Source organism: Streptococcus sp. SK643 (assembly GCF_000259505.1).
In the GTDB taxonomy this organism is placed as follows: Bacteria; Bacillota; Bacilli; order Lactobacillales; family Streptococcaceae; genus Streptococcus.
This window is the reverse complement of record NZ_AJMM01000019.1, coordinates 101,708-124,778: the sequence shown is the minus strand read 5'-3', so window position 1 is coordinate 124,778 and position 23,071 is coordinate 101,708. Positions and strand designations below refer to the sequence as shown.

24 protein-coding genes are annotated in these 23,071 nt (G+C 38.9%); 15 read left to right on the top strand and 9 right to left on the bottom strand.

The window, feature by feature from the left end; genetic code table 11:
• The first annotated feature begins 19 nt into the window (after nucleotides 1–19).
• From HMPREF1117_RS07785 to HMPREF1117_RS07755, 7 genes are all read left to right on the top strand, one after another.
• Entirely contained in the window at nucleotides 20–589 is a 570-nt protein-coding gene (locus HMPREF1117_RS07785) for a CYTH domain-containing protein (protein WP_000681270.1), read from the top strand.
• Between the two features lie 110 nt (nucleotides 590–699).
• On the top strand, nucleotides 700–1,659 hold the full coding sequence (locus HMPREF1117_RS07780) for a ribose-phosphate diphosphokinase (protein WP_001280885.1): 960 nt from the start codon (nucleotides 700–702) through the stop codon (nucleotides 1,657–1,659).
• 9 nt (nucleotides 1,660–1,668) lie between these two features.
• On the top strand, nucleotides 1,669–2,784 hold the full coding sequence (locus tag HMPREF1117_RS07775) for a cysteine desulfurase family protein (RefSeq protein WP_000639646.1): 1,116 nt from the start codon (nucleotides 1,669–1,671) through the stop codon (nucleotides 2,782–2,784).
• 4 nt (nucleotides 2,785–2,788) lie between these two features.
• The gene (locus HMPREF1117_RS07770; protein ID WP_000863537.1) at nucleotides 2,789–3,136 is read left to right on the top strand and encodes a DUF1831 domain-containing protein; all 348 of its coding nucleotides are present in this window, start codon (nucleotides 2,789–2,791) and stop codon (nucleotides 3,134–3,136) included.
• A gap of 7 nt (nucleotides 3,137–3,143) precedes the next feature.
• Nucleotides 3,144–3,359, top strand: coding sequence for a DUF4649 family protein (locus HMPREF1117_RS07765; RefSeq protein ID WP_000462414.1), 216 nt, complete (start codon nucleotides 3,144–3,146; stop codon nucleotides 3,357–3,359).
• 82 nt (nucleotides 3,360–3,441) lie between these two features.
• Nucleotides 3,442–4,083: a redox-sensing transcriptional repressor Rex gene (locus HMPREF1117_RS07760; RefSeq protein ID WP_025171589.1), complete on the top strand. Its 642-nt coding sequence runs from the start codon at nucleotides 3,442–3,444 to the stop codon at nucleotides 4,081–4,083.
• Nucleotides 4,084–4,100: 17 nt separating this feature from the next.
• Nucleotides 4,101–4,790: a gamma-glutamyl-gamma-aminobutyrate hydrolase family protein gene (locus HMPREF1117_RS07755; protein WP_000743340.1), complete on the top strand. Its 690-nt coding sequence runs from the start codon at nucleotides 4,101–4,103 to the stop codon at nucleotides 4,788–4,790.
• Here the strand turns inward: HMPREF1117_RS07755 and radC are convergent.
• The 3 genes from radC to HMPREF1117_RS07740 form a co-directional block, all read right to left on the bottom strand.
• Entirely contained in the window at nucleotides 4,787–5,467 is a 681-nt protein-coding gene (gene radC, locus HMPREF1117_RS07750) for a RadC family protein (RefSeq protein ID WP_000286950.1), read from the bottom strand. The genes HMPREF1117_RS07755 and radC overlap by 4 nt on opposite strands.
• 42 nt (nucleotides 5,468–5,509) lie before the next feature.
• On the bottom strand, nucleotides 5,510–7,801 hold the full coding sequence (pcrA, locus tag HMPREF1117_RS07745; RefSeq protein WP_000992894.1) for a DNA helicase PcrA: 2,292 nt from the start codon (nucleotides 7,799–7,801) through the stop codon (nucleotides 5,510–5,512).
• Between the two features lie 180 nt (nucleotides 7,802–7,981).
• Complete coding sequence (locus HMPREF1117_RS07740; RefSeq protein WP_000845246.1) at nucleotides 7,982–9,652, bottom strand: formate--tetrahydrofolate ligase; 1,671 nt, start codon at nucleotides 9,650–9,652, stop codon at nucleotides 7,982–7,984.
• 226 nt (nucleotides 9,653–9,878) lie between these two features.
• Between HMPREF1117_RS07740 and coaB the strand changes: the two genes are divergently transcribed.
• From coaB to HMPREF1117_RS07725, 3 genes are read left to right on the top strand one after another with little or no spacing between them, the layout of a single operon-like run.
• A complete protein-coding gene (coaB, locus tag HMPREF1117_RS07735; protein WP_000699525.1) occupies nucleotides 9,879–10,568 on the top strand; it encodes a phosphopantothenate--cysteine ligase in 690 nt (229 codons plus the stop codon).
• 11 nt (nucleotides 10,569–10,579) lie between these two features.
• Nucleotides 10,580–11,131 carry a phosphopantothenoylcysteine decarboxylase gene (gene coaC / locus HMPREF1117_RS07730; protein ID WP_001284121.1) on the top strand — a complete coding sequence of 184 codons (552 nt, stop codon included), beginning with the start codon at nucleotides 10,580–10,582 and terminating at the stop codon, nucleotides 11,129–11,131.
• The gene (locus HMPREF1117_RS07725; protein WP_000747415.1) at nucleotides 11,115–11,678 is read left to right on the top strand and encodes an ECF transporter S component; all 564 of its coding nucleotides are present in this window, start codon (nucleotides 11,115–11,117) and stop codon (nucleotides 11,676–11,678) included. Before coaC ends, HMPREF1117_RS07725 begins: the two co-directional genes overlap by 17 nt.
• 40 nt (nucleotides 11,679–11,718) lie before the next feature.
• Here HMPREF1117_RS07725 and HMPREF1117_RS07720 read toward each other — a convergent pair whose 3' ends face one another.
• Nucleotides 11,719–12,087, bottom strand: a complete 369-nt coding sequence (locus HMPREF1117_RS07720; RefSeq protein WP_000478343.1) for a hypothetical protein — start codon at nucleotides 12,085–12,087, stop codon at nucleotides 11,719–11,721.
• Nucleotides 12,088–12,220: 133 nt separating this feature from the next.
• Here HMPREF1117_RS07720 and HMPREF1117_RS07715 point away from each other — a divergent pair, with 133 nt between their 5' ends.
• Together HMPREF1117_RS07715 and HMPREF1117_RS07710 are read left to right on the top strand one after the other, a co-directional pair.
• Nucleotides 12,221–12,748 carry an ECF transporter S component gene (locus tag HMPREF1117_RS07715; protein WP_001026215.1) on the top strand — a complete coding sequence of 176 codons (528 nt, stop codon included), beginning with the start codon at nucleotides 12,221–12,223 and terminating at the stop codon, nucleotides 12,746–12,748.
• 11 nt (nucleotides 12,749–12,759) lie between these two features.
• On the top strand, nucleotides 12,760–13,275 hold the full coding sequence (locus HMPREF1117_RS07710; RefSeq protein ID WP_000164967.1) for a transcription repressor NadR: 516 nt from the start codon (nucleotides 12,760–12,762) through the stop codon (nucleotides 13,273–13,275).
• Here HMPREF1117_RS07710 and HMPREF1117_RS07705 read toward each other — a convergent pair.
• From HMPREF1117_RS07705 to HMPREF1117_RS07685, 5 genes are all read right to left on the bottom strand, one after another.
• A complete protein-coding gene (locus HMPREF1117_RS07705; protein WP_000091541.1) occupies nucleotides 13,272–13,739 on the bottom strand; it encodes an 8-oxo-dGTP diphosphatase in 468 nt (155 codons plus the stop codon). The two genes, HMPREF1117_RS07710 and HMPREF1117_RS07705, sit on opposite strands and share 4 nt — an antisense overlap.
• A gap of 20 nt (nucleotides 13,740–13,759) precedes the next feature.
• Nucleotides 13,760–14,287 carry a hypothetical protein gene (locus HMPREF1117_RS07700; RefSeq protein ID WP_000681976.1) on the bottom strand — a complete coding sequence of 176 codons (528 nt, stop codon included), beginning with the start codon at nucleotides 14,285–14,287 and terminating at the stop codon, nucleotides 13,760–13,762.
• 108 nt (nucleotides 14,288–14,395) lie between these two features.
• A complete protein-coding gene (locus tag HMPREF1117_RS07695; protein ID WP_000709955.1) occupies nucleotides 14,396–15,265 on the bottom strand; it encodes a hypothetical protein in 870 nt (289 codons plus the stop codon).
• A 41-nt stretch (nucleotides 15,266–15,306) separates the two neighbouring features.
• Complete coding sequence (gene uvrB, locus HMPREF1117_RS07690; protein ID WP_000610435.1) at nucleotides 15,307–17,295, bottom strand: excinuclease ABC subunit UvrB; 1,989 nt, start codon at nucleotides 17,293–17,295, stop codon at nucleotides 15,307–15,309.
• Between the two features lie 76 nt (nucleotides 17,296–17,371).
• Entirely contained in the window at nucleotides 17,372–18,325 is a 954-nt protein-coding gene (locus HMPREF1117_RS07685; RefSeq protein ID WP_000653471.1) for a CPBP family intramembrane glutamic endopeptidase, read from the bottom strand.
• A 173-nt stretch (nucleotides 18,326–18,498) separates the two neighbouring features.
• Between HMPREF1117_RS07685 and HMPREF1117_RS07680 the strand changes: the two genes are divergently transcribed.
• From HMPREF1117_RS07680 to zwf, 3 genes are all read left to right on the top strand, one after another.
• Nucleotides 18,499–20,664 carry an ABC transporter substrate-binding protein/permease gene (locus HMPREF1117_RS07680; protein WP_000726278.1) on the top strand — a complete coding sequence of 722 codons (2,166 nt, stop codon included), beginning with the start codon at nucleotides 18,499–18,501 and terminating at the stop codon, nucleotides 20,662–20,664.
• On the top strand, nucleotides 20,664–21,404 hold the full coding sequence (locus HMPREF1117_RS07675) for an amino acid ABC transporter ATP-binding protein (protein WP_001096310.1): 741 nt from the start codon (nucleotides 20,664–20,666) through the stop codon (nucleotides 21,402–21,404). The genes HMPREF1117_RS07680 and HMPREF1117_RS07675 overlap by 1 nt, the downstream gene beginning before the upstream one ends.
• 149 nt (nucleotides 21,405–21,553) lie before the next feature.
• Nucleotides 21,554–23,041: a glucose-6-phosphate dehydrogenase gene (gene zwf / locus HMPREF1117_RS07670; protein WP_000096119.1), complete on the top strand. Its 1,488-nt coding sequence runs from the start codon at nucleotides 21,554–21,556 to the stop codon at nucleotides 23,039–23,041.
• Nucleotides 23,042–23,071 lie beyond the last annotated feature (30 nt).

The following is a 23,071-nucleotide window of genomic DNA, read 5'->3' as shown; positions in this document are numbered from 1 at the left end:
TAAAAAAAAGGTAAGAAAAATGAAACATTTAGAAATTGAACTGAAAACACTATTGAAAATAGATGACTATTCTCGTCTTTTAAAACAGTTTACGAACGTCACCCCTGTCCTTCAAAAAAATTACTACATCGACACACCAGATTTTCAACTTCGAGAAAAGAAGGTTGCCATGCGCATTCGTACCTTTGATGACTGGGCAGAATTGACTCTAAAAGTCCCTCAAAGTGTTGGTAATATGGAATTTAATCAAAAGTTGAATCTAAAAGATGCAGAGAACTATCTGAATAAGGCAGAACTTCCACAAGGTCTTGTAGTTGATGAACTGGCTAAACATGGCATTAAAAGTAGCCAATGGAAGGTACTTGGGTGCTTAATGACCCTTCGCTACGAAATGGAAACCCCAATCGGCTTAATGGCTCTAGATAAGAGTCAATACTTTGATATCACAGATTACGAATTAGAACTCGAAGTAACAAATCATGAAGTAGGAAAAATAGATTTTCAAAAATTTTTAGAAGAAAATCAAATCACTTACCAAAAGGCACCTTCAAAATTAGTTCGGTTTGTCAAAAGCATGAAAAATTGCTGAAATAATCTCTTTTTTTTGGTAAAATAGAAAAGATAAGAATACTCGAATCCTATGTCTTAACTGCAAGGCAAAAAACAAGGATTCGCAAAGTTTACAGAGGATGGTCTAAAATGTCAGATAAAAAAAACATGAAACTTTTCGCACTTAACTCTAACCAAGAGATAGCACAAAAAATTGCGGACTCAGTAGGTGTCCCTCTTGGTAAACTATCATCTCGTCAGTTTTCTGACGGAGAAATCCAAGTAAATATCGAAGAAAGTGTCCGAGGTTACGATGTCTACATCATCCAATCAACTAGTTTCCCTGTTAACAACCACCTTATGGAATTGTTAATCATGGTAGATGCTTGTGTTCGAGCAAGTGCCCACAGCATCAACGTTGTCCTTCCATATTTTGGTTATGCACGCCAAGATAGAATTGCATCATCTAGAGAACCATTAACAGCAAAACTAGTTGCTAACATGCTGGTTAAAGCTGGTGTAGATCGTGTCCTTACCCTCGACTTACACGCAGTTCAAGTCCAAGGTTTCTTTGATATTCCTGTAGATAATCTTTACACTGTTCCTCTCTTTGCTAAACACTACTGTGATAAAGGATTAAGAGGTTCAGATGTTGTTGTCGTTAGCCCTAAAAATTCTGGTGTTAAACGTGCTCGTAGTTTGGCTGAATACTTAGATGCTCCAATCGCTATTATCGACTACCCTCAAGACGATGCAACTCGTAACGAAGGCTATATTATCGGTGATGTTGAAGGTAAAAAAGCCATCTTGATTGATGACATTTTAAATACAGGACGTACCTTCTCTGAAGCAGCTAAAATCGTAGAACATGAAGGGGCTACAGAAATTTATGCTGTTTCTAGTCATGGTCTCTTCGTTGAAGGTGCTGCTGAACTTCTTGATAAAACTAAGATTAAAGAAATTCTTGTTACCGATTCAGTAGCAACAAAAGAAAAAACACCTAAAAATGTATGCTACATCACTGCTAGTGAGTTAATTGGTGATGCTATCGTCCGTATCCACGAAAGAAAACCAGTCAGCCCACTCTTTGCCTACAACAAAAAGAAATAAGGTGATTTTTTGATTTATTTGGACAATGCTGCAACGACTCCCATGTCAGCAGTTGCTATCAAAGCTATGACGGAGGTCATGCAAGAGACTTATGGCAACCCCTCTAGTATTCACTGTCATGGTCGTCAGGCAAATAAATTATTGCGTCAGGCTCGTCAAGATTTAGCTCAACTATTAGGTACCAAACCCCAGCATGTTTTTTTCACTTCTGGAGGAACTGAAGGTAATAATGCTGCTATTATCGGCTATTGCCTTCGCCAACAAGAACGGGGAAAACACATCATCACTACAGCTATCGAACATCACGCGGTTTTGGAGACCATCGATTACTTGGTAGAGAAATTTGGGTTTGAAGTAACCATTATCCAACCTATCAATCAAGTCATCACTGCCAAACAAATCCAAGATGCTTTGCGTGAAGATACAATTTTAGTATCTACCATGTTTGCTAATAATGAAACTGGAAACTTACTTCCTATCGCTGAAATTGGTCAAATCCTGAAAGAACATCCTGCAGCCTATCACGTAGATGCGGTTCAGGCTATCGGAAAACTTCTAATTCATCCTGAAGAGTTAGGGATTGATTTTCTAACTGCATCAGCCCATAAATTTCATGGACCTAAAGGAATTGGTTTTCTTTATGCCTCCACATTGGACTTTGACTCCTATCTTCACGGTGGGGATCAAGAACAGAAAAAACGTGCAGGAACAGAAAATTTGCCAGCCATAGTAGGGATGGTTGCAGCCTTAAAAGAAGACTTAGAAAAGCATACAGAAAACATTGGCTTTGTACAAGAACTACTAGACTCTTTTCTCTCTGAGATGAACGGTACCAATTACTACCTCAATAAAGGGAACAACCATCTCCCCTATGTCCTCAACATTGGCTTTCCTGGCCAAAAGCATGATCTTTTACTATTACGGTTAGATTTAGCAGGAATTTCTATTTCTACTGGATCAGCTTGTACAGCAGGTATTGTCCAAACCAGCCATGTTCTGGAAGCTATGTACGGCAAAAATTCAGATCGTTTGAAGGAATCCGTTCGCATCAGTCTTTCACCACAAAACACCCTTGAAGAAATGCAAATCTTAGCACAATCCTTAAAAGAAATTATCGGAGGTTAACAACATGGCATTTGAAAAAACTATTCAGTTAAAAAATTGTCGTTACGACTACACGATTAGTCCATCAGTAAAAAAATTCACACTCAAAGATAATACCTTCTTTGAAACAAAAGTTGGTAACTATGAACTCACTCGCCTTCTTGAAAAAGTTCCAAATAGTGGAGAAGGTTTCCAACTTAAAATTATCATTAACAAAGAACTAACAGGTGCGAAAATCAACATCACTGACAAGTTTGGGCTACGTCTAGTTGATATTTTCAAATCAGAAGACCACCACATTCATCAGGAAAAATTTTATTTCCTAATGGATAGTTTAGTAGAACGTGGTGTCTTTACAAAATCAGAAAGATAGAGCTAAGATGTTTGAACTGATCTATAAGGATAGCTACCAGGTAGAGCGTACACTCAAATATGAAGATCATGAGTCTCTCATGCTGGCTTTGTCAGGATGTGTAACCCTACCAGATACACTTTATGTGATTTCTCTGAATTTTAAAGGTCAGAAAGTTTATCAGGGCCTAGTCGGAGACCTCTACCGTTTTCTATCAAATGCAGATTTTTTACATCAAAACTAAGAATTTTCTTAGTTTTTTCTCATTTTTGTTGATTTTTTCACAATCTTTCTATAAAATAGAAGAAAAGAAAGGTTGTGATTTTGTGAAAGATAAACAGTCTGCTATTCCAAAAGCAACAGCAAAAAGACTCTCTCTCTACTATAGAATTTTTAAGAGATTTCATGCAGAAAAAATTGAACGTGCAAATTCCAAACAAATTGCAGAAGCTATTGGTATTGATTCTGCAACCGTTCGTCGTGATTTTTCCTATTTTGGAGAACTAGGACGACGCGGTTTTGGTTATGATGTCAAAAAACTAATGAACTTTTTTGCTGATTTATTAAATGATAATTCCATTACCAATGTCATGTTGGTTGGAATCGGTAATATGGGCCATGCCCTTCTCCACTACCGCTTCCACGAGCGTAACAAGATGAAGATTATCATGGCCTTTGACCTAGATGACCATCCTGAAGTCGGTACCCAAACTCCTGACGGGATTCCCATTTACGGAATTTCTCAAATCAAGGAAACAATCAAGGATGCTGATGTCAAGACTGCTATCCTGACCGTTCCCAGCGTCAAGTCACAAGAGGTCGCTAATCTCTTGGTGGATGCTGGCGTGAAAGGAATTCTCAGTTTTTCGCCAGTCCATCTGCATTTACCCAAAGACGTGGTCGTTCAATATGTCGATTTGACAAGTGAACTCCAAACTCTCCTCTATTTCATGCGAAAAGAGGATTAGAAAGCGAACATCATTTTATGAAAAAACCAGTTATTGGGATTACAGGAAACGAAAAAACTCATCCAGATGATGACATCATGATGAGCTACGCAGCAAAAGGCTTTGTTGAAGGAGTTAAAGACGCTGGAGGGATTCCCATCATCCTACCGATTGGTGATCAAGAAATGGCTATCCACTATATTAGTTTGATTGACAAGCTCATCTTGACAGGTGGGCAAAATGTCGATCCAAAATTCTATGGCGAACCGAAAACCATTGATAGCAATGACTACCACCTTCAAAGAGATATCTTCGAACTAGCCCTCATCAAGGAAGCTATTAAACAGAAAAAGCCCATTTTCTCTGTCTGTCGTGGTACTCAACTCTTTAACGTTGCCATGGGTGGAACTCTGTATCAAGATATAGAAGACCACTGGCAAGATTGTTCGGCTGAGTACACAACTCAACGCTTGGTGACAGAACCTGATACAGTTCTTCGAGAAATCTATGGAGAAATTTCCCATATCAACTCCTTCCACCACCAGAGCATCAAGGATTTAGCACCAAATTTAAAGATTGCGGCTCATGATCCTAAAGATGGTATCATTGAAGCTGTCATGAGTACGGATGATGTTGCCTTTCTCGGTGTCCAATGGCACCCAGAATTTCTATTTGAAAATCGTCCCAAAGATAAAAACCTCTTTGACTATGTCGTAAATGAACTTTAAATTAAATCTGTCTTTTCACGGTAACTAAAGTAATCAGAATGAGATACAATTAGATGATCTAAAAGAACAAGCCCCATGAGCTCACAGGCTTCCTTGACTAGTTTGGTTACATGATCATCATTGCGACTTGGAGCTACAGCTCCTGAAGGATGATTATGTACCAATATGACAGATGTCGCCATGTGCTTGATTGCATAATGTAGAATCTCTCTAGGTTCTGCCAGACTACGAGTCGCTGAACCTATAAAAATCGTCTGTTGATGAATAATTTGATTTTGAGTATTGAGATAGAGCGCCACTAGGTGCTCTTGTTTTTTATCTCCCAGTTCCTGTTGCATTTTTTTAGCAAGTTTTTGGCTACTAAGAATAGATTCCATCTCTAGTGTTTCTTTTTTATGGATACGATGTCCTAATTCTATCATAGCTTGCAATTCAATAGCCTTTATTCGTCCAATTCCTGACAATCCTTGCAATTCTTGCAGGGTCATTTTTTTTAGATCAGTTAAGGAACTGATACTATTTAAGACTTTTTGGGCAATTTCAAATACACTTACTTGACGTGTCCCGGTTCTAAGTAAAATAGCTAATAATTCTTGGTTGCTGAGTGATTCAACACCTTCCTTAACTAGCCTTTCCCTTGGTAATAGTGAATCTTCTTGAAATGAAATACTGTACATAAAAATCCTCCTCAGTTTATTATTCGTGAGAAGGATTGAAAATTAGATTTTTTTCTCAATTGGAGCTACACTGGCAAGTAATTTTTTAAGACCCACTTCAGGAAAATTGATTTTCAATTCCTGTGTCGCACCGTTACCAGAAACTTCAAGAACTGTCCCCTCTCCCCATTTCTTATGGATGGCAATGTCTCCAATAGACCAACTAGTTTCATTGGATTTTGATTGATTTCCACTAGTAAATTGTCCAAAAGGCAAACCGCTTGATTGGATAGTTCTTGGTGAGGCATTTCGTTTACGATCCTGAAGTGCCTGGGATAAGCTCATGCCTTGACCAAAAGCTACGCCACCACTGCTGTAAGATGCCTTAAAGCTAGTGTTGGCTGGTTTAGCTAAACCTTGGTATTCAAGCAAGTCAGAGCTAATTTCATTAATAAAACGTGTAGGGCGATTGTAGCTAGTACGACCAAAAAGTAAACGGGAGTTGGCATTTGTCAGATAAAGAATTTTCTCTGCACGCGTGATGCCAACATAGGCCAAACGACGTTCTTCTTCTAGTTCATCAGGGTCTTCAGCTGCTCGGCTCAGTGGAAAAACATTTTCCTCCATCCCAATCAGAAAGACAACTGGAAACTCAAGCCCCTTGGCCGCATGCAAGGTCATCAAAGTCACTTCTGATGTTTCTTGACTACCAGAATCTGTATCCGCTATCAAAGCCAAGTCATTTAGGAAACGGCTGAGCTTATCTAAACCAGTTTCATCTTCTTGACTATCAGGATTATCATCAAAGTTTTTCGTAACAGAAAGGAACTCTTCAATATTTTCAATTCGCGCCTTGCTTTCCAAGGTTGCTTGGGTCTTAAGAATATCAACATAACCTGTTTTCTCTATAACTGCTTCAACCAAATCTGTAAGGTTTAATTGATCCAGTTGTTCTCGCAAATCGAGAATCATATTTGCAAAATCCCAGATAGACTGGGCTGCTTTACCCTTGATACCAGATAACATGATATTAGCAGAAGCATCCAGCATGGACATGTCTTGCATATTGGCAAAATCACGGATTTTCTCAACAGTACCTGGACCAATACCACGCTTAGGTTCATTAATGATACGCTCAAAACTGATATTGTCACTCAAATTGGCAATGAGGTTGAGGTAAGCGATAATATCGCGGATTTCCTTACGGCTGTAGAACTTGGTTCCTCCAACCATGGTATAAGGAATATTGGACTTAAGTAGTGCTTCTTCAATGGTGCGAGATTGGGCATTGGTACGGTAGAGAACTGCAAAGTCTTTGTGAAGAAAGTTTTGATTTCTACCAAGTTCATCAATTGTTTTGGCTATAAACACAGCCTCATCTAGCTCATCATTAGCACGATAGTAAACGATTTGCTCCCCATCAGCGTTTTGAGTCCAGAGATTCTTAGGACGGCGATTTTTATTGTTTTTAATGACCTCGTTGGCCGCTTGCAGAATGGTTTTAGTTGAACGGTAATTCTCCTCCAACAAAACAACCTTGGCTTGGGGGTAATCCTTTTCAAAGTCCAAAATATTCTGCATATCAGCACCACGCCAGCCGTAGATAGACTGGTCCGCATCCCCAACCACACAGATGTTTTTAAAGCGCGAAGCTAAGAGTTTGACTAATTGGTACTGGGCATGGTTGGTATCTTGATACTCATCCACATGAATATACTGAAACTTCTGCTGGTAGTAGGTCAAGACATCGGGATTTTGATCAAATAAACGCAAGGTCAACATGATCAAATCATCAAAGTCAACCGACTCCGACTGACGCAATTCTTTTTGGTAAGCAGTGTAGCACTGAGCCACGATTTGCGTATACATATCGCCAGCTTGGGCAGCATAAACCACGTCATCAATCAAATCATTCTTAGCATTAGAAATAGTCCCTAAGATACTCCGTTCATTCCATTTTTTAGGATCCAAGTTCAACTGTTTGAGAATGCGTTTCATGAGCGTTCGTTGTTCGCCAGGATCGACAATAGTAAAATTACGGTTGTAGCCAATATGATCCGCATCGCGACGCAAAATACGAACGCACATGGAGTGGAAGGTCGCAATCAAACAGTCCTGAGTCGCAGGATTGAGCCCATAGGCACGCTCCTTCATCTCACGCGCAGCCTTATTGGTAAAGGTAATGGCTAAGATATTCCATGGATTGACCATCTTTTCATCAATCAAATAGGCAATACGGTGGGTCAACACTCGTGTCTTACCTGACCCGGCACCCGCCATGATTAACAGAGGTCCTTCTGTCGTTTGTACCGCCTCAGCCTGACGGTCATTCATTCCATTCAATAATGCGTTCATCTTCTCTTCCTTACTCTTGAAATCAATGTTTCTATTATATCAGAAATTAAGCAAAATATCTTTACCAAGACTGACTGCGTCTAGAAGAAACACGATCATCAGCTGAAGACACATCCATAAATTTAAAAAAGAAAAAAGAGTCTGGATACTATTCCAAACTCATTAAAATTCAAGAGACTATTAGAACAAGCCTAGTACAGTTCCGTCACTTTCAACATCCATGTTGAGAGCAGCTGGTCGTTTTGGAAGTCCTGGCATGGTCATGACATCACCAGTTAAGGCAACGATAAAGCCTGCACCTAATTTTGGTACCAATTCACGAATGGTGATTTCAAAGTTTTCTGGTGCTCCAAGTGCATTAGGATTATCTGAGAAGCTATACTGAGTCTTAGCCATACAGATTGGCAATTTATCCCAACCATTTTGAACAATTTGAGCGATTTGCGTTTGAGCTTTCTTCTCGAAGTTTACTTTTGAACCACGATAGATTTCAGTAACAATCTTTTCAATCTTTTCTTGAACAGAAAGATCATTGTCATACAAACGTTTGTAGTTAGCTGGGTTTTCAGCGATAGTCTTGACAACTGTTTCAGCAAGAGCTACTCCACCTTCTGCGCCATCAGCCCAGACACTTGCTAGTTCAACTGGTACATCAATTGAGGCACAGAGTTCTTTCAAGGCTGTAATTTCAGCTTCTGTATCAGATACAAATTCGTTAATCGCTACAACTGCAGGTACACCAAATTTACGGATATTTTCAACATGGCGTTTCAAGTTGGCAAAACCGTCACGAACAGCTTCTACGTTTTCTTCAGTCAGAGCGTCTTTAGCCACACCACCATTCATCTTAAGGGCACGAAGGGTTGCAACAATGACAACTGCATCTGGAGATGTTGGCAAGTTTGGCGTCTTGATATCAAGGAATTTCTCGGCACCAAGGTCTGCACCAAAACCAGCTTCTGTAACTGTGTAATCAGCCAAATGAAGGGCTGTTGTCGTTGCCAAGACAGAGTTACATCCATGAGCGATATTGGCAAATGGACCACCGTGTACAAAGGCAGGTGTACCGTAAATTGTCTGAACCAAGTTTGGCTTAATCGCATCCTTCAAAATCAAAGCCAAGGCACCTTCAACCTGCAAATCGCCAACAGAAACTGGCGTACGGTCATAGCGATAACCGATTACGATATTAGCCAAACGGCGTTTCAAGTCCTCAATGTCCGTTGCCAAGCAAAGAATGGCCATGATTTCAGAAGCGACGGTAATGTCAAAACCATCCTCACGTGGAATTCCGTTTAGAGGACCTCCAAGTCCAACGGTCACATGACGAAGAGCGCGGTCGTTCAAATCCACAACACGTTTCCAAAGGATACGACGTTGGTCAATTCCTAGCTCATTCCCTTGGTGCAAGTGATTGTCAATCAAGGCAGAAAGCGCATTGTTAGCAGTTGTAATGGCATGCATGTCTCCAGTAAAGTGGAGATTGATGTCTTCCATTGGCAGAACTTGGGCGTACCCACCACCAGCAGCACCACCCTTAATCCCCATTACTGGACCAAGAGACGGTTCGCGGATTGCAATCATGGTTTTCTTGCCGATCTTATTCAAGGCATCCGCAAGACCAATGGTAATGGTTGATTTTCCTTCACCTGCAGGTGTTGGGTTGATAGCAGTAACCAAAATCAATTTACCAACTGGATTGTTCTCAACTGCACGAATTTTATCAAAGCTGAGCTTAGCCTTGTACTTTCCATACAACTCCAAATCATCGTAAGAAATACCAAGTTTCTCTACAACATCAACGATTGGTTTCAACTCAATACTCTGTGCGATTTCAATATCTGTTTTCATTCAAAACTCCTCTAACCTCTAATAAGATAATTTATTATAACATAAAAAACAGATTTTTAATAGAAGTAAACTCTATAAACGTTCGTGAATATCCCTGTTTTTAAGGTTTTTAGAGTCCTTTCTTAAATTTTATATGGCTTTATAGTTTGAAACTATATTCTTTCCTTTTACCAAATTTTTATCACTTTCATTTTACTTACCGTTTATTTTTGTGTACAATAGTGCTATGAAAATTTTAGTTACTTCGGGTGGTACCAGTGAAGCTATCGATAGCGTCCGCTCTATCACTAACCATTCTACAGGTCGCTTGGGGAAAATCATCACAGAAACTTTGCTTGCTGCAGGGCATGAAGTTTGTTTAATGACGACAAAACGAGCTTTGAAGCCAAAAGCCCATCCCAACCTAAATATTCTAGAAATTAACAATACCAAGGACCTTCTACTGGAAATGCAAGAACGTGTTCAGGATTATCAGGTCTTGATTCACTCAATGGCTGTTTCTGACTACACTCCCGTTTATATGACAGGGCTTGAAGAAGTCCAAGCTAGCCCCAATCTAGAAGAATTTTTAAGCAAGCAGAATCATCAAGCTAAGATTTCTTCAACTGATGATGTTCAGGTTTTGTTCCTTAAAAAGACACCAAAAATCATCTCTCTAGTCAAGGAATGGAATCCTGCTATTCATCTGATTGGTTTCAAACTACTGGTTGATGTTAACGAAGACTATCTGGTTGACATTGCTAGAAAAAGTCTTATCAAGAACCAAGCAGACTTGATTATCGCAAATGACCTGACTCAAATCTCAGAGAACCAGCATCGTGCAATCTTTGTTGAAAAAGATCAGCTACAAACAGTCCAGACTAAAGAAGAAATTGCAAAACTCCTCCTTGAAAAAATTCAAGCCTATCATTCTTAGAAAGGAAAGCTATGGCAAACATTCTCTTGGCTGTAACGGGCTCAATCGCCTCTTACAAGTCGGCAGATTTACTTAGTTCTCTAAAAAAACAAGGTCATCAGATCACAGTCATAATGACTCAGGCTGCTACAGAGTTTATCCAACCATTGACACTACAGGTACTCTCACAGAACTCCGTCCACTTGGATGTCATGAAAGAACCCTATCCTAATCAGGTTAATCATATTGAACTTGGAAAAAAAGCAGATTTATTTATCGTGGCTCCTGCAACTGCTAACACTATTGCAAAACTAGCCCACGGCTTTGCGGACAACATGGTAACTTGTATGGCTCTAGCCTTGCCAAGTCATATTCCCAAACTCATTGCACCAGCTATGAATACAAAAATGTATGACCATCCAGCAACTCAGGCTAATCTGAAAACATTAGAGAACCACGGCTATCAGCTGATTGCTCCAAAGGAATCCCTACTAGCTTGTGGAGACCACGGACGAGGAGCCTTAGCTGACCTCACAATTATTTTAGAAAGAATAAAGGAAACTCTCGATGAAAAAACGCTCTAATATTGCACCCATTGCTATCTTTTTTGCAACCATGCTCGTGATTCATTTTTTGAGCTCATTAATATTTAATCTATTCCCATTTCCTATCAAACCGACCCTCGTTCACATTCCTGTGATTATCGCAAGCATCATTTATGGTCCACGAGTTGGAGTTACACTTGGATTTTTGATGGGGTTACTTAGCTTAACTGTTAACACAATTACGATTCTACCGACAAGCTACCTCTTCTCTCCATTCGTACCGAACGGGAACATCTATTCAGCTATGATTGCCATTGTCCCACGTATTTTGATTGGTTTAACTCCTTATCTAGTCTATAAACTAATGAAAAACAAGACTGGTCTGATTTTAGCTGGTGCCCTTGGTTCACTTACCAACACAGTCTTTGTACTTGGTGGAATTTTCTACCTTTTTGGAAATGTTTTTGATGGTAATATCCAAAAACTCCTAGCAACTGTTATCTCAACAAATTCGATTGCCGAATTAGTCATTTCCGCAGTTCTAACCCTAGCGATTGTTCCAAGACTACAAACTTTAAAGAAATAAAAAACAACTCCACTTTCGTCCTGAAGGTGGAGTTTTCATTTTAAAAAATGTAAATAATCAATAGAATGTGAACACCAAGTCTTAATAAATGATGTAAAAGAGGGGTTGATTCTTGGTTCCTCTTACTATCCAAATATATACTTACTGACAATAACATCAAACCAAAAGAAATCACCATATTGACAAAAAAAATAATTTCTACCATGATTCCTATAACTCCCACATAGTAAAAACCTACTAAGGGATTCATGATAAGTGAAAAAGCCAAAACACCTGCTAGTAGATAGATTAGTGATAGAACAAATAAACTATAGACTATAAAACGAGTCCAACCAGAGACAACCCGTCCTTTTTTCCGCTGTTTTGAAATGGAGAAGATTACCACAACTAGGTAAACAAAAAGAAACATATCATTATCTCCTACGAACCAACTATTTTACTACATTTTAACCCAATTTATCTTATAAATCAATATTAAATCTTGACTTAACTGACTATTTATTGTACTATACTTATGTATATACAGATAAATGGAGGTTCTTATGAATATACGGAAAAAAACACAATTTATGACAATGACAGCCCTATTAACGGCTATTGCGATTTTAATTCCTCTTGTCATGCCTTTTAAGATTATCATTCCACCTGCTTCTTATACTTTGGGGAGTCACATTGCTATTTTTATCGCCATGTTTTTATCTCCCTTGATGGCAATTTTTGTTATTATAGCCTCTAGTTTTGGTTTTTTGATGGCTGGCTATCCCATGGTGATTGTTTTTAGGGCTTTTTCCCATATCTTTTTTGGGACTCTAGGAGCTCTTTATCTACAAAAATTCCCTGATACCCTCGATAAACCAAAATCTTCCTGGATGTTCAACTTTATTTTAGCTATCATTCATGCCCTTGCTGAAGTATTAGCCTGTGTCATTTTTTACGCAACTTCTGGTACCAACGTAGCAAATATGTTTTATGTTCTCTTTGTCCTAGTTGGATTTGGTACAATTATCCATAGTATGGTAGACTATACATTAGCACTTGCAGTATTTAAAGTGCTTCGAAAACGCCGTTAAAAGGAATTTCTATGACAAAAAATCGTAAACAAGCCCTACTTCAACTCTTGAAAGAATCTCCAAAAGCCCTCAATGGCCAAAGATTAGCTGAGCACTTTCATGTCACACGTCAAGTCATTGTACAAGACATTGCAATTTTGAGAGCCGATGGCGCTCCTATCCTATCAACCAATCGTGGCTACATCTATAAGCAAGTTGATGTCAATCCATACGTCCACAAACTTTTCAAAGTTAAGCATGAAGTTGAAGAAATTGGACGAGAATTACTTGCTATCGTAGATAATGGCGGTCGCGTTCAAAATATCTTGATTGATCATCCTGTATATGGAGAAATCGAAACCTTGCTTAAACTGACCTGTCGACGCGATGTCCAACACTTTCTAGAACAAGTTGAAAGAGCTGACTTTAAACCAATTTCTGAATTGACAGATGGCATTCATTATCACCTAGTTGAGGCCGAAACACAACAAGACCTCCACTATATCGAGGAGGCCTTGGATCAGCTCGGTTATTTGGCAAAGGATTAGAAAATTTTCTTTTCCCAATCGTCTTCTGTACGGCGAGGGTAAAAAAATTCAGATTTGTCCGGAGCTTCCATCATCTCCATCAAGGGTAACATATCATAGGCCAGATCCAAGTTTGGAATCTGGTCTTTTTGCACCCAAGAAACTTCTCCTTCATCTGAAGAGCGAAGGGTACCAGAGAACTCAGTCGCCTTATAACAAACGACAATATAGCGCCCACCTGTATCTAGTGGCCAATTTTTAATGCCGACAAGTTGAGGATTTTGGATAGTCAACCCTGTTTCTTCATAGATTTCACGAATGACAGACTCTGCGAAAGATTCGCCATTTTCTACATGGCCTCCTGGAAAGGCATAACCAGACCAGCGATTGGTTTCAGGAGCGCGATACTGCATCACCACGCGCTGCGTTTCGAGGTCTTCAATCAGACAGATATTGGTTAAAATCGTTAATTGAGAACGGGACATAAATTTACTCGCTTTCTAAATTAGATAACTTTTTCATGGCTAATTTCAGATTTCATAATGAAGGGATTAATTCGCTCGTGGTAATCATTTACTTCATGAAGCAAATATCCTTTTTTAATGACAATTTCTTGTTCCCGAACTTCAAAATCAAGTGTTATTGGAAGAGGAATTTGTGGCATAAAAGCCAAAATAACAAACATAAATATCCATATATATAAACTACAAATAGCACTACGAATTCCTTCAAAGAGACGGTATCGTTCCTTGAAACAATAACTAAGAATATGCGCGATAACCAAAATAACTGGTACAAATTGTCCTGTTTTAAATATAATGGGAATGAATGGTATTCCAAATATTCCAAAGAGAAGGTCTAGAATTACCAGATGTCTCCAAAAACGAATAAAAAGAGTAATCACTAAAAGGAAAAGCCAACTATCCCAAAGAATGGGAGTAAACGATAAACCAAATATTGATAGGCAAAAATCGATAAGGACAAATCCTAGTAAAATAAGATAGACTATTCTAAATAAAGTTAAGTGTTTCAAGATGGATGACTCCTTTTCTTTTTATGTTTATACTTCAATAATTGATGGACTGTATGTTGTTCCAAATCCATTATTAATATCGAGCTAAGATACTTAATGAAAAAGTTTTTAGTCATTATGAATTCCATAATCCTTCATTTTATGATTTTGAATTTTTAAAGTTGTCTTGCTACCAGACCGATAGCCTTTCCCACTTTTTCCAGCGTAATAATAAGAGATTTCATAAAATGCGTCTGCAAGATCTGCGCTATCTATTCCATTTTTGATAAACTCTGTCAGACCACCTTCACCATTAAAATAATCTTTCTCACCCTCTTCTAAAACAGTGTCTTTATAAGTAACACTTCCTTTAAGAATTCCTTTTTCCAAAAATTCATCAATAGGGAGGTCATATAAACCTTGAAAGGCTTTACCTTCCCTATGGTTCTTTTCGATGAGGGCATAATAGTCTTGAATATTGTCAGATTCAGTATCGACACTCCAGTAACTATTCACGAATTCAAAATTGGGATTTTCATATTGCTTGAAAAAATTCTCTACTTTTTCTTTATTAGAAACACTTACAGGGTTCTGGTTGAGTATCTGATCTGCTATATGTGAAAATTGATGTAACATCGTTTTGATAGTTCCATCATAGGCTAGTTCTTCCTCCGTTTTTCTAGAAGTTCTGGAAGATTTAGGATCATATATCAAACTATCACTAACAGTTACTCTCCTACCATTAACTTCTTCACTATAATCGTATTCAATTTCATACTCTACAGAAGGCCATCTGTATCTAGAATATTTAGTAACCTTTACATCTCCTTCGAAACCATATAACTTTAAGGTTCTTCTTGTTACACTCTCAATTTCTGATTGAGATGGTCCAGAAAAAGTATTATGAAAGTTAACTACTAAAATCACTACAAAACTTAGAAAACAGGCTGAGAGGATAATTGCGATAAAACTGAAATTCAACACTAACGCTTTTTTCATTACTACATTCTCCTAGTTAAACACATTTAAAATTCATTCCCCTAATCCAACGCCTTGACTTCCAACATCATATCACGGGTCTGAGCTGCTAGTTCAAAGTCAAGCACTTCAACAGCTTCTTGCATTTGTTTTTCTAGTTTCTTGACAAGTTCTTTGCGCTCTTGTTTGTTGAGACTATTGATATCGACTTCCTTGTCTTCTTCCTTAGCAACTGCCTTGGTTACAGAAATCAGATCACGGATTTCTTTCTTGATTGTCTGAGGCACAATACCGTGTTCTTCATTATAGGCCATCTGGATTGTACGACGACGGGCAGTTTCATCCATGGCACGCTGCATAGACTGGGTCACAGTGTCCGCATACATAATGACATGTCCCTCACTATTACGAGCAGCACGTCCAATAGTCTGGATGAGTCCACGTTCGTTACGAAGAAAACCTTCCTTGTCAGCATCAAGAATGGCTACGAGACTCACTTCAGGTACGTCAATCCCTTCACGGAGCAGGTTAATTCCGACCAAGACATCAAAGACACCCAAGCGCAGGTCACGGATAATCTCCGTCCGTTCCAAGGTCTTGATATCCGAGTGCATGTACTTGACCTTGATACCCATTTCTTTGAAATAGTCCGTCAAATCTTCTGCCATTTTCTTGGTCAAAGTGGTAATAAAAGTTCGTTCGTTCTTTTCAACACGGGCATTAATTTCACCTAAGAGGTCATCAATTTGTCCCATAGTCGGACGGACTTCCACTTCAGGATCCAAAAGACCTGTTGGTCGAATGATTTGCTCAATCACTGTCTCAGTCTGTTCATGTTCATAGTCACCAGGTGTTGCTGAAACGTAGACAATCTGGTGCACATGACTTTCAAACTCTTCGCGACGTAAAGGTCGATTGTCCAATGCTGATGGCAAACGGAAACCATAATTAACCAGCATTTCCTTACGCGAACGGTCCCCATTGTACATGCCCTTGATTTGCCCCATAGTCATGTGACTCTCGTCAATCATGATTAAGAAATCATCTGGAAAGAAGTCGAGAAGCGTATAAGGAGGCTCTCCTTCACTACGACCATCCATGTGGCGTGAATAATTTTCAACCCCGTTGGTATAGCCCATCTCACGTAACATCTCAATATCATACTCTGTCCGCTGTTTCAAGCGTTGTGCTTCCAGCAATTTACCTTCTTTTTCAAAGACTGCTAACTGCTCTTCCAACTCCGCCTGAATCTTGGCTATAGCAACTTCCATATGGTCGTCATTGGTCACAAAGTGTGTTGCAGGGAAAATTGCCAAATGATCCACTTCCCCCAATACCTGACCAGTCAAAGCTTCAACCTCACGGATACGGTCAATCTCGTCTCCGAAAAACTCCACTCGAAAGGCATGCTCATCACGAGAAGCAGGGAAAATCTCCACCACATCCCCACGAACACGAAATCTTCCCCGTTGGAAATCAATGTCATTTCGCTCAAACTGGATATCTACCAAGTCATTTAAGAGTTTATCACGAGAAATTTCTAGACCAGGTCGTAGACTAACAACGCTGTCTGAGTATTCCTTGGGAGAACCCAAACCATAGATACAGGAGACAGAGGCCACGACAATAACATCATTTCGCTCCAAAAGAGCCGAAGTCGCTGAGTGACGGAGTTTGTCAATCTCGTCATTTACAGAACTATCCTTCTCAATATAGGTATCGCTTGAAGGTACATAAGCCTCAGGCTGGTAATAATCATAGTAGGATACGAAATACTCAACAGCATTTTCAGGGAAAAATTCCTTGAACTCTCCATAGAGCTGGCCTGCAAGCGTCTTATTGTGAGCAATGACCAGAGTCGGTTTATTGACTTTAGAAATAACCTGACTCATGGTATAGGTCTTTCCAGTACCAGTCGCTCCCATCAATATTTGAGCTTTCTCTCCACCTTCGATATTGTCAACCAACTGCTCGATAGCTTGTGGTTGATCTCCTGACGGTTGATATTTTGATACTAATTTAAATTGATTATCTGTAATGCGATTAATCATAAGAATCCTCTCTCCATTTGTTATTCCTATTTTAGCATACTTGTAGTATTTTCACGAAGAAAAGGACGGACCGAGGTCACATCCTTTCATTTTCTTTCTTTAATTGATAAGCGAGATAGGCAATCAGTAACAACAAAACAAGGCTTGTCATGATAGAACCTTCTATCCCAAAAGACCCTCCTGATAGCCAGTCTTGATTGCCTTGTGGGGTAAATTCCATGATTGATGTTCCTGACTGCTGACCACTAACTAATATTCCAAAGAGATTGCCCTGCGCAAAATTCCATGCTCCATGGATACCGCCTATACCCCAAATAGTATCTGTTTTGAGAAGATATAGGGCCATGGCAATCCCAAATAAAAAGAGATTCATTGCAGACAAGGGGGTTATACCTGAATTTCCTAAATGAAGCAAGGTAAAAAGACTACTAGATATGACGATAGCGACTTTGAGATTGGTCCTCTTAGCGAGTTGTGGAATCAACCAAGCACGAGTAACCAATTCTTCTGCCGTTCCTTGTAAAATCCAAAAAGGTATTGTAAACAAAGTAAAAGCTAGCGAATATGTATCCAAGTGAAGGGAGTCAAAATGATACTGTCCCAACACTACTAGTCCAACTAAAGTAACTATAAAGAGGAACAATCCAAGACCGTATCCTTTAAATAGGGCACTTAAAAAATTTTCTTTATAGAATCCCAAGGTTCGAATAGGTCTTTTTTCAACTTTTCTAGTCCATCTAAACACAGTTAAGATGATAAAACCAAAGGACAGTAATTCAAATATTAAATGGACATCACTAACTCTATCAGAGATATTATGAAATAGAGCTTGAAGAAAATCTGCAATTCTTTGACCACCTACACCAAGACTGCTAAATAGCCCAATCAATGCTAAAAAACTAAGTCCAAAAAATAGAGAAGCAATGAACTCAGATACATAGACGAAAAATAGAGCTAACAAGGGACTTGTGTAAATATTTAAACTCATTTTAGAAGTTTCAAAGTCTTTTAAGATTCTTTTATCTTTCATAACTTTATCCTCATTTGATAGATTATATACCTTTATTTTAACACTTTTTTTGTGGGAATCAAACCAAAAACAAAATTAATAATGTTATATCTTCTCACATCATTTTTGCTAAAATTTGCCTTTTTTTATTTTTTTTGCTATAATGAGAAAATATTCGGAAAAGGAGACTAAAAATGAAGAAAAAATTTCTAGCTTTTTTGCTAATTTTATTTCCAATTTTCTCATTAGGTATTGCGAAAGCTGAAACGATTAAGATTGTTTCTGATACCGCCTATGCACCTTTTGAGTTTAAAGATTCAGATCAAGTTTACAAAGGAATTGATGTTGACATTATCAACAAAGTCGCTGAGATTAAAGGATGGAATATTCAGATGTCCTATCCTGGCTTTGATGCGGCGGTCAATGCAGTCCAAGCAGGTCAAGCTGACGCTATTATGGCAGGTATGACAAAAACGAAAGAACGTGAACATGTCTTCACTATGTCTGATACTTACTATGATACAAAAGTTGTCATCGCAACCACAAAGTCTCATAAGATTAGTCAGTATGAACAACTGAAAGGCAAAACCGTTGGAGTCAAAAACGGAACTGCTGCCCAACGTTTTCTTGAAAGTATCAAGGATAAATACGGTTTTACCATTAAAACGTTTGATACTGGTGACTTGATGGATAACAGCTTAAGTGCGGGTTCTATTGACGCTATGATGGATGACAAACCTGTTATTGAGTATGCCATTAACCAGGGTCAAGACCTCCATATTGAAATGGATGGTGAAGCGGTTGGAAGTTTTGCTTTCGGGGTTAAAAAAGGAAGTAAATACGAACACCTTGTCACTGAATTTAACCAAGCATTAGCAGAAATGAAAAAAGATGGTAGTCTTGATAAGATTATCAAAAAATGGACTGCTTCATCATCGTCAGCAGTACCTACAACATCTACTGCAGCTGGTTTAAAAGCAACTCCAGTCAAAGCTAAATACATCATTGCCAGTGATTCATCTTTTGCACCTTTTGTCTTCCAAAATTCAAGTAACCAATACACTGGTATCGATATGGAACTGATTAAAGCTATCGCAAAAGACCAAGGTTTTGAAATCGAAATCACCAACCCAGGTTTTGATGCAGCCATCAGCGCTGTTCAAGCTGGTCAAGCAGATGGTATCATCGCTGGTATGTCAGTCACTGATGCTCGTAAGGCAACTTTTGACTTCTCAGAATCCTACTACACTGCTAATACTATCCTTGGTATCAAAGAATCAAGCAATATTGCTTCTTATGAAGATTTAAAAGGAAAGACAGTCGGTGTTAAAAACGGAACTGCTTCTCAAACCTTCCTAACAGAAAATCAAAGCAAATACGGCTACAGAATCAAAACCTTCGCTGATGGTTCGTCAATGTATGATAGTTTAAACACTGGATCTATCGATGCTGTCATGGATGATGAGCCTGTCCTTAAATATTCTATCAGCCAAGGGCAAAAATTGAAAACACCAATCGCTGGAACTCCAATCGGTGAAACAGCTTTTGCAGTTAAAAAAGGAGCAAATCCAGAATTGATTGAAATGTTCAACAACGGACTTGCAAACCTTAAAGCAAACGGTGAATTCCAAAAGATTCTTGATAAATACCTAGCTAGCGAATCTTCAACTGCTTCAACAAGCACTGTTGATGAAACAACTATCTGGGGCTTGCTCCAAAATAACTACAAACAACTCCTTAGCGGGCTTGGTATCACTCTTGCTCTAGCTCTTATCTCATTTGCTATTGCTATTGTTATTGGGATTATCTTCGGTATGTTTAGCGTGAGTCCATACAAATCTCTTCGTGTTCTAGCTGAGATTTTCGTTGATGTTATCCGTGGAATTCCATTGATGATTCTTGCAGCATTTATCTTCTGGGGGATTCCAAACTTCATCGAATCCATCACAGGTCAACAAAGTCCAATTAACGACTTTGTAGCTGGAACCATTGCCCTCTCTCTCAATGCAGCCGCTTATATCGCTGAAATCGTTCGTGGCGGTATCCAGGCCGTCCCAGTTGGTCAAATGGAAGCCAGCCGTAGTCTTGGTATCTCTTACGGAAAAACCATGCGTAAGATTATCTTGCCACAAGCAACTAAGTTGATGTTGCCAAACTTTGTTAACCAATTCGTTATCGCTCTTAAAGATACAACCATCGTATCTGCTATCGGTTTGGTTGAACTCTTCCAAACTGGTAAGATTATCATCGCCCGTAACTACCAAAGTTTCAAGATGTATGCAATCCTTGCTATCTTCTATCTTGTAATTATCACACTTTTGACTAGACTAGCGAAACGCTTAGAAAAGAGGATTCGTTAATGGCAAAACTAAAAATTGATGTAAATGATTTACACAAGCATTATGGAAAAAATGAAGTTTTAAAAGGAATTACGACTAAGTTCTATGAAGGAGATGTTGTTTGTATCATCGGTCCTTCAGGTTCTGGTAAATCAACCTTCCTTCGTAGCCTCAATCTTCTAGAAGAAGTTACTAGCGGTCACATCACTGTGAACGGCTATGACTTGACTGAAAAAACAACCAATGTTGACCACGTCCGTGAAAATATCGGAATGGTTTTCCAACACTTTAACCTTTTCCCTCACATGTCTGTACTGGACAACATCACCTTTGCTCCTATTGAGCACAAGTTGTTGACTAAGGAAGAAGCTGAGAAATTGGGAATGGAGTTGCTTGACAAGGTTGGGCTAGCAGATAAAGCTAATGCTAACCCAGATAGCCTATCAGGTGGTCAAAAGCAACGTGTAGCCATCGCTCGTGGACTCGCAATGAATCCAGACATCATGCTCTTTGATGAACCAACTTCTGCCCTTGACCCAGAAATGGTTGGAGACGTTCTTAACGTTATGAAAGATTTGGCAAAACAAGGCATGACCATGATTATCGTAACCCATGAAATGGGATTTGCTCGCCAGGTCGCTAACCGTGTTATCTTTACTGCGGATGGTGAATTCCTAGAAGACGGCACTCCTGATCAAATCTTTGATAACCCTCAACACCCGCGTCTAAAAGATTTCTTGGACAAGGTTCTAAATGTATAAGACTAAACTGTAAGGATTTCCTTGCAGTTTTTTCTATCTCGTATTGGATTTTTGATTTTTTTGAAAATTATGATAAAATTAAATTTATGAAACTGAGGTTCCCTCATACCTAGATCGTCTAGGAATAAAAATAGAAATTAGGTAGCTAGATGTCATCAAAAGTTATTGTTACAATTTTCGGTGCAAGTGGAGACCTGGCTAAACGCAAGCTCTACCCTTCCCTTTTTAGACTTTACAAATCAGGTAATCTTTCCGAACACTTTGCTGTCATTGGAACTGCTCGTCGTCCATGGAGCAAGGAATATTTTGAATCTGTTGTTGTTGAATCCATCCTTGATTTAGCAGATAGTACCGAACAGGCCCAAGAATTTGCTAGCCACTTCTACTATCAAAGTCATGATGTCAATGATACTGAACACTATAATGCTTTACGTCAATTACAAGCAGATTTAAATGAAAAATACCAAGCTGAGCACAATAAACTCTTCTTCTTGTCTATGGCTCCTCAGTTCTTTGGAACCATTGCAAAGCACCTCAAATCTGAAAACATTGTTGATGGTAAAGGTTTTGAGCGCTTAATTGTTGAAAAACCGTTTGGTACAGATTACCCTTCAGCAAGTAAACTAAATGAAGAGCTTCTAGCAACATTTGATGAAGAACAAATCTATCGTATTGATCATTACCTTGGAAAAGAAATGATTCAAAGCATCTTTGCGGTTCGTTTTGCCAACATGATTTTTGAAAATGTTTGGAATCGTGATCATATTGATAATGTACAAATTACCTTTGCTGAACGCTTGGGTGTAGAAGAACGCGGTGGCTACTATGATGAATCAGGAGCACTTCGTGATATGGTTCAAAACCATACGCTCCAACTCCTATCCCTCCTTGCTATGGATAAACCAGCAAGTTTCACAAAAGATGAGATTCGAGCTGAAAAGATTAAGGTCTTTAAAAACCTCTATCATCCAACTGATGAAGAACTTAAAGAACACTTTATCCGCGGTCAGTACCGTTCAGGTAAGATTGATGGTATGAAATATATCTCTTATCGTAGCGAGCCAAATGTAAATCCAGAATCAACAACTGAAACCTTTGCATCTGGTGCCTTCTTTGTTGATAGTGAGCGTTTCCGTGGTGTACCATTCTTCTTCCGAACTGGAAAGCGCATGACTGAAAAAGGCACTCACGTCAATATTGTTTTTAAACAGATGGATTCTATTTTTGGTCAAGAACTTGCACCAAACGTCTTGACTATCTATATCCAACCAACTGAAGGCTTCTCTCTTAGCCTCAATGGTAAAGAGGTTGGTGAAGAATTCAACTTGGCTCCAAATTCGCTTGATTACCGTACAGATGCGACAGCAACTGGTGCTTCTCCAGAACCATATGAAAAATTAATCTATGATGTCTTAAATAACAACTCAACTAACTTTAGTCACTGGGATGAAGTGAGCGCATCATGGAAATTGATTGACCGTATCGAAGAGCTCTGGGCTGAAAATGGTGCCCCACTTCACGACTACAAGGCCGGAAGCATGGGACCTCAAGCCAGCTTTGACCTACTTGAAAAATATGGTGCCAAATGGACTTGGCAACCAGACATCGCCTATCGTCAAGATGGTCGTTTAGAGTAAAAAAATCCTGCAAGTTTCTAACTTGCAGGA

What these genes read in the sequence shown, in the direction of transcription:
- HMPREF1117_RS07785 (WP_000681270.1), top strand. Translation starts at nt 20, where the DNA reads ATGAAACATTTAGAAATTGAACTGAAAACACTATTGAAAATAGATGAC.
- HMPREF1117_RS07780 (WP_001280885.1), top strand. Translation starts at nt 700, where the DNA reads ATGTCAGATAAAAAAAACATGAAACTTTTCGCACTTAACTCTAACCAA.
- HMPREF1117_RS07770 (WP_000863537.1), top strand. Translation starts at nt 2,789, where the DNA reads ATGGCATTTGAAAAAACTATTCAGTTAAAAAATTGTCGTTACGACTAC.
- HMPREF1117_RS07765 (WP_000462414.1), top strand. Translation starts at nt 3,144, where the DNA reads ATGTTTGAACTGATCTATAAGGATAGCTACCAGGTAGAGCGTACACTC.
- HMPREF1117_RS07755 (WP_000743340.1), top strand. Translation starts at nt 4,101, where the DNA reads ATGAAAAAACCAGTTATTGGGATTACAGGAAACGAAAAAACTCATCCA.
- radC (WP_000286950.1), bottom strand. Translation starts at nt 5,467, where the DNA reads ATGTACAGTATTTCATTTCAAGAAGATTCACTATTACCAAGGGAAAGG.
- pcrA (WP_000992894.1), bottom strand. Translation starts at nt 7,801, where the DNA reads ATGAACGCATTATTGAATGGAATGAATGACCGTCAGGCTGAGGCGGTA.
- HMPREF1117_RS07740 (WP_000845246.1), bottom strand. Translation starts at nt 9,652, where the DNA reads ATGAAAACAGATATTGAAATCGCACAGAGTATTGAGTTGAAACCAATC.
- coaB (WP_000699525.1), top strand. Translation starts at nt 9,879, where the DNA reads ATGAAAATTTTAGTTACTTCGGGTGGTACCAGTGAAGCTATCGATAGC.
- coaC (WP_001284121.1), top strand. Translation starts at nt 10,580, where the DNA reads ATGGCAAACATTCTCTTGGCTGTAACGGGCTCAATCGCCTCTTACAAG.
- HMPREF1117_RS07725 (WP_000747415.1), top strand. Translation starts at nt 11,115, where the DNA reads ATGAAAAAACGCTCTAATATTGCACCCATTGCTATCTTTTTTGCAACC.
- HMPREF1117_RS07720 (WP_000478343.1), bottom strand. Translation starts at nt 12,087, where the DNA reads ATGTTTCTTTTTGTTTACCTAGTTGTGGTAATCTTCTCCATTTCAAAA.
- HMPREF1117_RS07715 (WP_001026215.1), top strand. Translation starts at nt 12,221, where the DNA reads ATGAATATACGGAAAAAAACACAATTTATGACAATGACAGCCCTATTA.
- HMPREF1117_RS07710 (WP_000164967.1), top strand. Translation starts at nt 12,760, where the DNA reads ATGACAAAAAATCGTAAACAAGCCCTACTTCAACTCTTGAAAGAATCT.
- HMPREF1117_RS07705 (WP_000091541.1), bottom strand. Translation starts at nt 13,739, where the DNA reads ATGTCCCGTTCTCAATTAACGATTTTAACCAATATCTGTCTGATTGAA.
- HMPREF1117_RS07695 (WP_000709955.1), bottom strand. Translation starts at nt 15,265, where the DNA reads ATGAAAAAAGCGTTAGTGTTGAATTTCAGTTTTATCGCAATTATCCTC.
- uvrB (WP_000610435.1), bottom strand. Translation starts at nt 17,295, where the DNA reads ATGATTAATCGCATTACAGATAATCAATTTAAATTAGTATCAAAATAT.
- HMPREF1117_RS07685 (WP_000653471.1), bottom strand. Translation starts at nt 18,325, where the DNA reads ATGAAAGATAAAAGAATCTTAAAAGACTTTGAAACTTCTAAAATGAGT.
- HMPREF1117_RS07680 (WP_000726278.1), top strand. Translation starts at nt 18,499, where the DNA reads ATGAAGAAAAAATTTCTAGCTTTTTTGCTAATTTTATTTCCAATTTTC.
- HMPREF1117_RS07675 (WP_001096310.1), top strand. Translation starts at nt 20,664, where the DNA reads ATGGCAAAACTAAAAATTGATGTAAATGATTTACACAAGCATTATGGA.
- zwf (WP_000096119.1), top strand. Translation starts at nt 21,554, where the DNA reads ATGTCATCAAAAGTTATTGTTACAATTTTCGGTGCAAGTGGAGACCTG.